At 56.1% G+C, this 12,410-nt stretch carries 8 protein-coding genes; all 8 read left to right on the top strand.

Features of this window, described 5'->3' with window-relative positions; all coding sequences use genetic code 11:
• Window positions 1-364: 364 nt before the first annotated feature.
• On the top strand, window positions 365-652 hold the full coding sequence (locus tag PKO01S_RS27375) for a hypothetical protein (RefSeq protein WP_127534615.1): 288 nt from the start codon (window positions 365-367) through the stop codon (window positions 650-652).
• A 693-nt stretch (window positions 653-1,345) separates the two neighbouring features.
• Complete coding sequence (locus PKO01S_RS27370; RefSeq protein WP_127534614.1) at window positions 1,346-2,653, top strand: ABC transporter substrate-binding protein; 1,308 nt, start codon at window positions 1,346-1,348, stop codon at window positions 2,651-2,653.
• A gap of 247 nt (window positions 2,654-2,900) precedes the next feature.
• Complete coding sequence (locus PKO01S_RS27365; protein ID WP_164779807.1) at window positions 2,901-4,502, top strand: polysaccharide deacetylase family protein; 1,602 nt, start codon at window positions 2,901-2,903, stop codon at window positions 4,500-4,502.
• A gap of 524 nt (window positions 4,503-5,026) precedes the next feature.
• Window positions 5,027-6,274: a ribosome small subunit-dependent GTPase A gene (gene rsgA / locus PKO01S_RS27360; RefSeq protein ID WP_246070760.1), complete on the top strand. Its 1,248-nt coding sequence runs from the start codon at window positions 5,027-5,029 to the stop codon at window positions 6,272-6,274.
• 211 nt (window positions 6,275-6,485) lie between these two features.
• Window positions 6,486-7,376, top strand: coding sequence for a cation diffusion facilitator family transporter (locus PKO01S_RS27355; protein WP_127534612.1), 891 nt, complete (start codon window positions 6,486-6,488; stop codon window positions 7,374-7,376).
• Between the two features lie 66 nt (window positions 7,377-7,442).
• Window positions 7,443-8,678 (top strand): AAA family ATPase, encoded by a 1,236-nt coding sequence (locus PKO01S_RS27350; protein WP_246070759.1) that lies wholly within the window; start codon window positions 7,443-7,445, stop codon window positions 8,676-8,678.
• Entirely contained in the window at window positions 8,675-10,267 is a 1,593-nt protein-coding gene (locus PKO01S_RS27345) for a DUF58 domain-containing protein (protein ID WP_127534611.1), read from the top strand. The genes PKO01S_RS27350 and PKO01S_RS27345 overlap by 4 nt, the downstream gene beginning before the upstream one ends.
• A partial coding sequence (locus tag PKO01S_RS27340) for a transglutaminase-like domain-containing protein (protein ID WP_246070758.1) occupies window positions 10,248-12,410 on the top strand: 2,163 nt, incomplete at its 3' end. The genes PKO01S_RS27345 and PKO01S_RS27340, both read left to right, overlap by 20 nt.

The raw sequence follows: 12,410 nt of genomic DNA, 5'->3' as shown, positions 1-12,410 counted from the left end.
TTTTTTTTTTTTTTTTTTTGCATGCCAAAATAGTAGCAAGTTTCCTTAGAGAACCGCGTTATTCGCAGGCTCGGTGTTCGTCCCGGTTTTTCTGCAAACGCTGTCACTACTCACTCTGGGCATAGTATTCTAGGCGTTGAGATTGGGCAAAGACCAACGAAAGCGAGTGAAAAGCAAGAGCCGGGCAGGAAGACCTGGGAAATTACTTGCCGCTGCAATTACGGGCATTACGGTTGTTTTTCACTGCTTGCAGGATGTGCTTCGGAGGATACGGAGAGCAATAGCTTCAGATCGCCTATGCCGAAGAAGCTGGTCACCCTTAAGGTCGTCAGCACAGATGAACAGCTGAGGGATTGGTTTCGAATTGATTTCGCCTTTAAAGTTCGTCACATCATTGTCGGCCAAGCCAACGGCCAATCCGTTGCTGCCTGTTCGTGAAGAAGTGCCGTATCAATATGAAGGGAAGTCGTTAGAGCAGTTCTATACGATGAAAGACCCCGATCCGGAAGAAGAGTACGAGGTTATGAAAAAACATGATCTCGGTTTGTACCTGTATTCCATCTTCAATCAAGAGTTTGCTGTGATGAAGAGCGAGGGACGATCGCTGGAGGAGACGATGGAGGCATCCAATAGAAAGGCGGCGAGATTGTAGCGGCTTTGCTAGCGACGGGGAAAAATTACTTATTTGATTGGGAAAGCTGAGGGAACGACGGCCCCAACTGATCTAGTCGTTGATTCCCAATGTAAATCCTTCTAAAGGAAAGCTTTAATACAGAAAATATGGTGCCTGTCGTTGCGAAATGAGTAAGCTGGAGATTCCATTCGAAGAAGTCGCAGCAGGGCGCCAACGATGGCGTCCTATTCATGTATGGGAATGAAAGTTGCGTTGATGACTACAAATGACAAATGTTGTTAAAATACAACTAAAAAATACTTATATTCTTGCACTTTCAAGTGCTGTCTTGTAAAGTGGACTACAAGGTAATGTCATCCATATCTATATAATTTAGGGTGTGTTGAGGATTGCGGTTGCGAAGTTCAAGGCTAATTCGAAGCAGAAGGTAGGGAGCTCGAACACGGGCAGAATGTCAAATAAGGGATAAAGAACTTTGATTAATTTGCATTTTCGAAAGCGTTTTCGATATTTGTCCGTGTCGTGTCATCAACTCTCCGACCTCAGAAGAACGGCTGAAGACTGCAACTACGCAACGCCTATTACAAGGATGCACTGCAACAAATCCGCGATATTCTAGACGGCAAGACGGTAGATCAAGTGCTGGCGGATGTGCAAGAGCTATTGAGTCCGGTATGGAAGCAAGCGAAATAAGGATAAAGGAGAGCCGTAATGAAAAGGAAGATTCAGATGCGAAGCAAGGCAGGGATAATAGGCGCGGTTATGTCCATTGTGCTGCTTGGGACAGGGTGCACGATCGGATCAGATAAGAAAGAGAGCGGGACGATTAGAATCGTATCGATTCAGTCGGAAGCGGATGCCAGGGGGCAAGGGCTGCGGCTGTTTCAGGAGAAATATCCGGAGCTCAAAGTTGAATTCGTTGATGTGAAAGCGATGGTCGGTGACCCCATTAAAGCGTACCAGCAGTTCGGGCAATATATCGAGGATGAAAAGCCTGACGTCATTATCGGTGATGCGTTGACGTTCGGTCCGCTCGCGGCTCGCGATGCATATGCCGATTTGTCACCGATGATTCAACGGGACAGCTTTCCGACGGAAGATATGAATCAAGGCGTGCTTGAATGGATCAAGCAGCAAGGCGGCGGATTGCTGACGGGGCTTACGCCGGCCTATGACTCTACGGTTTTGTTCTACAACATCGGCTTGTTTGAACAGTACGGAATCTCGCACCCGTCTAATCAGATGAGCTGGGAGGAAGTGCTTGCTCTTGCGAGCCGGGTTCCTGAGAAATCGAGCAATGGAGAACCCCTGTATGGGCTGTATCTTGGAGGTAGTGGAGATGCTCTGGAATTGGCAGACCGGATCGCAGCGACAATGGGCGTGAATTATGTGAACTGGGAACAGCGGCAAATAACGGGGAATAGCGAGCAATGGCATAAGATATATGAGCTTGCGGTGAATACTGCCCGGTCTGGCCGTTTGTACGGTCCGGAGGAAGGAGAGCAAGGACAGCAGGCGGACGCCTTATTCATGAAGGGTAAAGTCGCAATGATGCTAGGCGGCTATGATACGTTCCGCAGCTTGATGGCGAGCACAAGTGCGCCGAAGTGGGGGGCTGTAACACAGCCGGTCGACCCGAGCACTCGGGATCAAGGAGATTTGTCGCCAGGAACGATCTATTCGGTCAGCAGTACGGCTACGAATTCGGACGGTGCTTGGACATTCGTTCAATATATGAACAGCGAGGAAAGGGCGAAGGGGCTTGCAGCCGGGAAGGCGACTCTGCTGACGAGAACGGCTTTAAATCAAGATGTGAACAATCTGGAACCGTTCACTTTGCTCTCCTATAAGCTGAGCAAAATCGTTGATCTGCACAAAGTCGACTTCGAGCTGTCGGCAAGCATTCGGCAAATCCGGCAGAACGAGATGAACAAGGTGCTCACGGGCGAGGCCACGATCGAGGAGGCGCTTGCAGCGACGCAGCAGCAGGCGGAAGCGGTGCTGAAGACGACAAAGTGACGGATTTAGAGGCATCGAAATGCAGATTGTGCAGGGGAAGCGGGGAGCTTTTTTTACAGCTATCTCTTAACGCGCGTAAGTTCAGAGCAAGCGGAACAACGTGACGGGCTGTCGAATCAAATGTCCTCATACCTGCGAAATAATAGAATAGGTGCTACTAAAGAAGTAGTCATTTGCTAGACTTCCATCTCATATAATCTATCAACCAGGCCGGACAAGGCCGTAAATGTTGAGTGGGGTGGATGGTATGTTTCGTCGTCGAATCGTGAGAGCTGTATATGCGGTCATTATTGCCGTCAGTGCGGCGGCATGGAGCGGATGGTTTGTCGACCAAGGCGCGGCAGTAGGCGAGGAAGGCGGAAGTGAACAAGCATGGCTTGCTCCCCCGGTCGGCTCGGCCGCATCTTCTGATTCGGCCAACCGGCCGAAGGAAACGGGAAGTGCAGGTCGTAATCCGCTGGTATACGATTCGACGACGACGAAACAGGAGACACGCCCGACCGCAGGAACGAATCCGGCAGAAACAGCCGCTGGACTAGCGGACACGATACGACTAACACTAGCAGAAACAGGTGCGCCGAATGTGGATCAGCCAGGAGGAATGGTGACGGTCGTGCGTGGAAAGGCGGGGAAGGTGCTGACAGAAGAAGGAGGAACACCTCCGCTTCTCGGGAATACTGGGGAGTCTTCGGACGCTAATGCACAGTCCAATACATCCGAGGCAGCTGTAAAGGATGACAACCGCTACGCGAAACCTGCCGGGAAGACCGTCTATTTGACGTTCGATGACGGTCCGAGCAAGCTGACCCCGCAGGTGTTGGATATATTGAAGAAGGAAAACATCAAAGCGACGTTTTTTGTACTTGGCGAGCAAGTGAAGGCGCATCCGGAGTTGTTGAAGCGGATCGTAGCGGAAGGGCATACGGTTGGCAATCATTCGTATAACCATGAGTATAAGGAACTATACGGCGGGTTTGGCGAATTCGCCGATCAGATCGTGCGGACGGAGGAGGAGCTGCAGGCAGCTGCGGACATTCGGACGCGTCTTGTGCGGGCGCCAGGCGGAACGTTCGGCAATTTCGACCAGTCGTATTTTGATGCGATGAATCAAGCGGGCTATACCATGTTCGATTGGAATGTCGACAGCGGCGATTCGGTGCGCGTCGGTGTGCCGGCATCCGAGATCAAGAGCAATGTCAGAAGCTCCAAGCTGTACCCGGAGACGATCGTCCTGCTTCATGACAGTGCAAGCCACGCAGAGTCGGTCAAGGCGCTGCCGGATATTATCTCCTACTACAAATCGCTAGGCTATGCATTCGCTCCTCTTATGGAATCGGTGAAGCCCGTTACCTTCCGGGTTTCGGACAAGCTCAAGTGGAGCAGGCCGAAGGCGACCGCTTCAGAGCAAAGAGCAGTGCGTCAAGGTTTAGCTGAAGGCGCATTGCCATTCGTGCTGTCGGGCGTACCGGCTGAGAGCAAAGTCAATAACGAATCGGTTATGAGCACAGAGCTTGAGCTTATCGTGAATGGCAGTAACCGTACGGTTATTTTCGAACCTGGCGCTTATGCAGCGGATGGGGATGACTGGCTCGTGCCGCTTCGAGAACTGGTGGAAGGTTTGGGAGGAGCGGTCAGCTGGAGCGGGGAGGAACGGCAGGCGGTCGCTGTCATGCAAGATGGGGCAAGGGTCGTCGTAGCAGAGGAAAGCGGCGACAGCGTAAACCGGCAGGGCAAAGTATTCGTTCTGCTTCGTAATGTGCTGGCCCGGATGAACGGCAAGGCGGTCGAGCCTGTCCGCGAGGGCAACCGGATTGTGCTGGGGGCAGTTGTTGATGGTGGGAAGGCTTAACAATTACATGTAGTCCATTGAACACTATGCTGCATCAGCGAGGGGCCGGGGCCGGATAAAGCGGTTATTGTGAATTGATGTGGATTGCGCGAAAATGGGGTTGCATTTTGCGATCGTTCAGTTATATACTGGTAACACTTACTTTACAAGGAGGCTGATGTTCTATGAATAATCCAATGATGATGTTGTCGGCGAATCTAGAATATCGGTCTCTTCGGGTGCTTGTTAAGGGCGGCGGCTATTAAGCCGCTGCGTTAATGCCAGCGCTCGCTTCGCGTCATGCGCGGGCGGGTTATGAAACCGGGAGAGACCGATGACGGTCTTCCCGGTTTTTTTGTTGTATGCGCAGCGTGCTGCTTGTGAACATCCGCGATGGAAGTGCCGCGGTTGTTCGAGTGCGCGCTGCTGGACAACCTGCCGGGAAGACCCGGCGGGTTGTTTGACGTTGCAGAGTCCGGCGGCATGACCGCTTCGGCTTGCAGCAATTGGAGCACACACATTTTTGAAACTAAGGGGATAAACATTTGATCGATAACGATAGGAACATACGGCAGGGAACAGCGGCATTAAACGGAAGAGACGGGGAGGAAACGGAGAAACGGATGAATGATTGGGAATGGAAGAACGGGCACGGCGAGGCAGAAGGTGAGGAACGCGCCGCGATAAACGAACCGATCCGGGTATTCGGTTGGAACGATGCATGGCAAGAACGGGCGGACGCAGTGACGGCTTCTGCAGGCAAGGAATGGGTGCCGGCTCGCGTAATTGCACAATATTCGCATATGTACCGCGTCATAACGAATGCAGGAGAGCGATACGCGGTTGTGACGGGACGCTATGAGTATGAAGCGGCGGACAAAGGCGATTTCCCGGCGGTTGGCGATTGGGTCATGGCAGAGCTGTTGCAAGGGGATGACCGGGCGGTTATTCGTTCGCTGCTGCCGCGCCGATCGGCGGTATCGCGTAAAGTGGCGGGCGGCCGGATGGATGAACAAATCATCGGCGCTAATATCGATTACTTGTTCCTCGTCTCCTCGCTCAATCAGGATTTGAATATACGGCGGATCGAACGGTACTTGACCGCGGTCATGAACAGCGGCGCCAGACCGGTCATCGTGCTGACCAAAGCCGATCTATGCCCCGATCCGGAACAGGCGGCAGAGCAAGTGCGATCGGTCGCACCGGATGGCGTGCCAGTCGTTACGGTGAGTGCGGTAACGGACGAAGGACGAGAGCGGCTAATGCCGTATTTGGGGACGGGGACGACGGTTGCCGCAGCAGGATCGTCGGGAGCAGGCAAGTCGACGCTGCTCAATTGGTTGTCGGGTACGGACCGGATGCGTGTGCAGGAAATTCGGGAGCATGACGCGCGGGGCAAGCATACGACAACGCACCGGGAGCTGTTCCCGGTCGCGGGCGGCGCGCTGCTGATGGATACGCCGGGGATGCGCGAGCTGCAGCTCTGGCATGCGGACGAAGGGCATGAGGAAGCGTTCGGCGATATTGCAGCTCTTGCAGCACGTTGCCGTTACCGGGATTGCAAGCATGACCGCGAGGAAGGATGCGCCGTTCAGGCCGCGATCCGTTCAGGCGAGCTCGCTCCAGGTCGGTACGCGAACTATGTGAAGACGGGCAAAGAGCTTGCGCATCTTGCGCGCAAGGAACGGCACGAGCAACGTGATAAAGCGCGCCGAAGCGGGAACGGCAGCCGCAGCGGCGGGCGTTATGCGCGCGAAGCGAAGCGTGTGCGGATATGGGACGAGGAAAGATAGGCGGCGTACGATATCGGTTAGGCTTGTGAAATGTGCCGGCACAAGCTATAATAGATAAGCATTTTGGAAAATAGTGCGGTGATGAATGAATGGTAACACGGAGAATAGGATCTGGATGTATAACTCATAGTAAAAATGCCCAAACCTTGACCGGAAACGGTCAAGGTTTTTTGTTTCCTGGCGGCAACAATTATGCAGGGGGTTATAAAAGATGAAGGCAGAAAACAATTCCTCGATCGCAGCGGTGTGGATCAGCTTGTTCAGCAACATTTTTCTAACCGCAATTAAAGTGATCGTAGGCGTGCTGTTCAAAAGCCAGGTACTGCTGGCGGACGGCATTCATAATGCCGGCGACGTCATTGCGACGGGCGCTGCGCTCAGTTCGATGAAAATTTCCAAACAGCCGGCCGATGACGATCATCCGTACGGACACGGCAAAGCCGAAGTGCTTGGTTCAGGCATTGTAGCGTTCATTCTTGCATTAGCTTCGGTATATATGGGCTATCATGCGGTTACGGCGTTCTGGGAGGAGCCGGCTGAAGCGAGCTGGTTCGCGTTCGCGGCTGCACTCATATCTTTAGTCTGGAAGCAGGCGCTGTACGTTTATACGATCAAGCTTGGTCGGCAGGCGAAAAGCAAGGCGCTTATCGCGACCGCATACGATCATTTGGCTGACGTCTACGCTTCTATTGCGGCGGTCATCGGTATCGGACTTTCGTTGATTGGCGAGGCTTACGATATTTCGTATCTGTCGTATGGAGATCCGGCAGCAGGAATCATTGTGTCATTCCTCGTGTTGAAGCTGGCTTACGAAATGGCTAGGGAATCGATGGACATTCTGATGGAAAAAACGATTAGCGAGCACAAGCTGAACGAATATCAGGAGCTGATCCAGACTGTACCTGCTGTGAAGCGTATCGACCGTCTGCGCGCGCGGGAGCACGGTCATTATGTACTGGTCGACGTCAGGGTAAGCATTCCGGCGGACATGACGATCCAGCAGGGGCACGATGTTTCCCGGGAAATCAAAAAAGCGATTATGGATAAGCACGACGACGTCGGCGAAGTGATGATTCATTTGAATCCTTGGTATAAGGCATAGCTGGAGTACTCGTGAACATAACTAACCCTTTATTGAGCCTGCGCACGGTGCGCAGGCTTATTTGTTGTGGGCATCCAAGGAGACAGAAGCGGCGGATGCGGCAAGCTGAGGGCAGAATTAGAACAATTCTTTTATTTTCGAATGCAAGAAGGCAGTTACTCCTGCTTCCTGACGTCTAACGGCCGCCTATTTCGGAGAGACTGGCAAGTAGAAGAGTCGAATGAAAGATTTCTAGACTACGGCCAGGAAGGGACGAGAAGAACGATGACGATCGTAACGGGCTTCGGACGATGGGCGGAGGACGGCGAGCAGCGGAGTTCAGCGGGGGAATGGCATGAGCCGCCGGAGAAGCTGCTGGAGCGGATGAGGGACAGAATCGGAACGGTGCTGTACGGCAAGGAGGATGTCATTACGAAAGTGCTCGTCGCGTTTCTCGCTGGCGGGCATGTGCTGCTCGAGGATATGCCGGGCGTCGGCAAAACGATGCTTGCGCGGGCATTCGCTTCCGTCATCGGCGGACAGTTCAAACGAATCCAATTGACGTCGGACATGCAGCCTGCGGATGTGACAGGAGGCTCGGTATGGGATGGGCGCAACGGCTCATTTCTGTTCGTGCCGGGACCAATCATGGCGAATGTCGTGCTGGCCGATGAGCTGAACCGGACACCGCCGCGTACGCAATCGGCGCTGCTGGAAGCGATGGAGGAGCGGTGTGTAACGACCGATGGGGAGAGCCGCAAGCTTCCGGACCCTTTCATGCTGATCGCGACGCAAAATCCTTGGGACTACGAAGGGACATTCGCGCTGCCTGAGGCGCAGACGGACCGGTTCATGATGCGGCTGTCCATCGGCTATCCTTCGAAGGAGCATGAGACGCGTATGCTTGCCGCGCTTGCCGATAACCGGACGGTCGATGCAGGTGCAATCAAGCCGGTCGTTGCGGTCGAGGAATGGAGACGGATGCAGAAGGAATGCCACGCCGTTCATGTACATTCCGATCTGCTGCCTTATGCTGTCGCCATTGTGAGCGAGACTCGTTCAGCGGTAGAGCTGGATAACGGCGCTAGTCCGCGTGCGTCGCGCGATTGGCTGAGAGCGGCACAGGCGGCTGCGTATTTGGAAGGGCGGCGGTTTCTGCTGCCGGACGATTTGCTTGCGACGGCAGAGCCGGTTCTCGCACATCGGCTGACGGTGCTGCCCGCTTATGCGGCAGCCGGCCACACGGTGGCTTCAGTATTAGCGCGCATCATTGAGCATAAGCCGCTCCCTGCCTCCGTGGCCGGAGGAAGGCGGCGCCGATGATAGGCCGCAGTAGAAAGCGCCGGCAAGCTGGAGCAAACGGCATCGGTGTGCCGACGCCAGCCGGCGGAAGAGGGGCAGGCGTGCATGGATCGGCTGGTGCGGTTGGCGGTGCGGCGGCGGTTGGAGTGGCACTGCCGGTTCATGGAGGCATCCGCTCGGCAGGGGCAGTACGTCCAGCAAGCAAGAAGGCGGCCGCCAATGAGCGGGAGACGGCCTATTCAACTCGTTATTATATGTGGGCGCTGCTGATTAGCGGCTGGTTGTTTACGACAGGAGCTTCTATAGCACGAGGACAGATGCCGGAAATTTTCGTAGCGGTCGTTCTTACGGGCATCCTTCTTCAGGGGCTGTTGCCTTGGATCGCTTCGCGGACCGCCCGGTTGGAGTTGTCCCGGGATCTGTCTTCCTTGGAAACATCGGCAGGCGGGGAAATGAAAGTAAAGGTGACCGTGCGTACACGAATTCCGCTGCCTCTGCTGTGGGTTTCAATGCGTGAAACGCTCGTTAACGACTGCGGCACGGGGGAGCGAACGGTACAGTTCCGCCATATTACGCTGCCTTGGGGCAGCAAGACGTGGCGGATTCATTATACGGTTCGGGGGCTTGAGCGGGGAGAGTACCGTTTTCGGCCGATGGAGGCGGTGTTCGGGGATATGCTCGGATTGACGGCTGTTCGCCGCGTTATCGGCAAGGCGGGCGACCGCTCCGGCAGCGGATCGACAGGCACATCTTTTCTAGTCATGCCCGCTTGGCATGGCACTGTCGCAGCACCTGGCTATGGCGGGAGGGTAACATCGGTTCAGGAGAGCGGTTATCCGGTACCAACAGCGGGCGGCTACGGACAATCGGCGAACAGCGGCCCGAAGACCCGGTCCAATATGCAGCGGACGACGGCGGATCGGGGCGGCTCGCAGCGATTGCCATACCGGCCGGGTGACGATGCCAGACGGATCGATTGGCGGGCGGCTGCCCGAGGGGGAGCATGGATGACGAAACGCGAATATGCTTCACGTCCTCCTGAGCTGCTCGTCGCCATGGATATGTCGTCTGCCGCATACAGCGGCGATGACCGGCTGTTCGACTGCGCGGCTGGCTATACGGCGGAGCTTGTACGGCATGCTTCGGCGGAACAAGTTCCTTTTCGCCTATTAGGGATGGAGTCTATGCAGAGCGGCGGCCGGGACAGCCGGAGCGCCGCCGGGCCGCGCCACTCGCATGAGCGGGAAGCATTGGAGCGGCTTGCCCTTGTGCGTCCCATGCCGTCTTCCTCTTCCGGGGAACTGGCGATTGGGCCTGCTGGAGACAACCATATCCCTCGCGGGGCAACCATTATCGTCGTCACGGCTGAATGGCGGCATGGCGCAATCGGCGAGCGGCTGGCTGCGCTGGCGGCAGCGAATGGATGCCGGTCGGAAGTGCATGTGCTGACGTCGAATAAGGTGCCATCGGTCGCGATGCGGGAGCGCAAACGCGATTGGGAATGCGCCGGCATCCGGGTCGTATGGGCTGTCGTTCCCGATGATGAGGATATGCCGGGTAAAGGTGTGGTTGCGGAAGGCGGTGATGCGGATGACGACGCCAACGGATAAAGAGCGTACTTCATCGATGCTCAGCTTGAATGAGGCGGTGCCGTTTGTTCATCGATTGTGGACGAGCCTGCTGCTGTACGGGCTGCTGGTGGAATGGATCTGGCCGTGGACCGCGGTAACGGACAACGGCGGCGTCAATTTTGCCCCGTTGCTTATTGCGGTATGCTGTTTCGCGGCAGGTGAGCTGTTCCGGTTCCGGCCGGGTGCAGCCTTCCTGTGGAATGTGTTTATCATTCTGTTTACGTTATGGCGGTTGTATGGCCAAGAAGCGGCGAATCCGCTGGACTGGTTGACGGGGTTCCCTGCGCGGCTGGCGGATGAAGCGGCGAAAATCGCGGACGGCGGCTTATGGCTGTTGTCGGGCGAGGTCCGTGCCTTTGTGCTGCTAATCGGATGGGCGCTGCTTGTTCCGGCACTGCAGCTCATTATTTGGGCGAGACAGTTCGCGCATGGAATCGGTATCGCAACGGTGCTGTACTTACTCATGCTGCATGAATGGCTTGGCATGGATACGCAATGGGGACTTGTGCGGGCCACGCTGGAGTGGCTGCTGCTGGCAGCGGCGGTAACTCTCGCGCGTGTCCATCGCGTGTACGGCATGGGAGTGGACAACAGCCAATATGCCGGACGATCGGCTGGCTGGCGCAGCGAGTGGACCGGAGGAACGGCGATTGCGGCGATGCTGCTTGCAATCGCGGCTTTATTCGGTACGACGGACAAGCATTGGTCTGCGGAGCCGGCAGCTTGGACGGCGGAATGGACAGACCGGTGGCATGGCGAGCTCCAGAAGCTGTCCAATAAGTATGCGGCGGCGGAGACGGCTTCGGTCCGGTCGGGAGGAGCGGGCGCATCCGGATACGGCTTCGACGACCGCGAGCTGGGCGGAGCCTTAACGACGGACCAGAATCCGGTGTTCACGGTGCAGTCGGAGGCGGCGATGTATTGGCGCGGCACGTCCAAGTCTGTCTATACCGGGCGCGGCTGGATCAATGACCCTGTGGAATGGACCAGTCATCCGATAACGACGATTGTGCAGGGGCAGGACAGCAAGGCTTCAGGAACGGGAGTTAAAGATCCGGAACGGGCTGGAGAAGCTTCTGCTTCTGAGACAGGGGTGCCGGCTCAAGGCGATGAGCGATCCGATGCGGCGGCGAAACAGGAGCAAGTGAACAAACAAGAAGAGACAAGCAGCGGGCAAGGAACAGCTCCGAAGACGGTGACCGAGACTTTCCGCTATGCGGAGCCGCAAGAGGGATTGCCTCTATTCGCAGGCGGAGAGAATGCAGTCGTGTCCGAGTTGAACGCAGGAGAACCGGCTCGACAGCAGCTTCGTTATTGGCAGGATGAAGAGAGCGGGATGCTGTCCGCGCCTGGACAGGCGTCCAAAGTATCGTCTTATACGATTACAGCTCAAGCGCCGCCCGAGGATGACTCGAGACTTCGCCAAGGGTCATGGGCGGACGGCTACAGCGGAGGGTCTTGGTCCGAACCGGCCGATCCGGTATCGATACGCGAGCAATATACGAAGCTGCCGGAGAGCTTGCCGAGCCGAGTGGCGGAGATGGCAGCGCAGATCATTGCCGACCAAGCGGGAGGGCAGGACAAGCCGGACCGCTATGCGAAAGTAAAGGCCATCGAGAGCTTCTTGAAAACCCATTACACGTATACGCTTGACGGAGCGTCCGAGCCGCCTGCCGGGGCTGACTTCGTCGACGATTTCTTGTTCGAGCAGCGGCAAGGATATTGCGTCCATTTCTCGACGGCGATGGTCGTCATGCTTCGAACGCAAGGGATTCCGGCGCGATGGGTGAAAGGCTTTGCTCCGGGAGAGCTGGCGGTTAATCAAGATGGCAGCGGTGTTTCGTCTGAAGACGGGAGCGTAACGACGGCTTCCTGGCCGCAGGGCTCTAGCGCGGAAGCGGCTGCTGCTAGCGGTGTAGCGGCGGCATCAGCCCAAGATGCAGCGAAAGGGACGAAGACGTATGTCGTCCGCGGTTCGGACGCGCATGCGTGGGTAGAGGTGTATTTCCCCGGCACCGGATGGGTGCCGTTCGAACCGACGCCGGGCTTCGCCGGCGCGGCCGCGGACCAGCCGTCCGCGGCCTCCGGCGCCGGCAGCGCATCGGGGGCAGCCAGCCCCGAT

Origin of the sequence: Paenibacillus kobensis NBRC 15729 (genome assembly GCF_004000825.1) — a bacterium.
GTDB classification, from domain to species: domain Bacteria; phylum Bacillota; class Bacilli; order Paenibacillales; family Paenibacillaceae; genus Paenibacillus_T; species Paenibacillus_T kobensis.
The sequence above is the reverse complement of the archived record's forward strand: the minus strand, read 5'-3'. Positions and strand labels throughout refer to the sequence as shown.

Coding starts and splice junctions, on each gene's coding strand:
- PKO01S_RS27345 (WP_127534611.1), top strand. CDS start 8,675: ATGATAGGCCGCAGTAGAAAGCGCCGGCAAGCTGGAGCAAACGGCATC.
- PKO01S_RS27355 (WP_127534612.1), top strand. CDS start 6,486: ATGAAGGCAGAAAACAATTCCTCGATCGCAGCGGTGTGGATCAGCTTG.
- PKO01S_RS27370 (WP_127534614.1), top strand. CDS start 1,346: ATGAAAAGGAAGATTCAGATGCGAAGCAAGGCAGGGATAATAGGCGCG.
- PKO01S_RS27365 (WP_164779807.1), top strand. CDS start 2,901: ATGTTTCGTCGTCGAATCGTGAGAGCTGTATATGCGGTCATTATTGCC.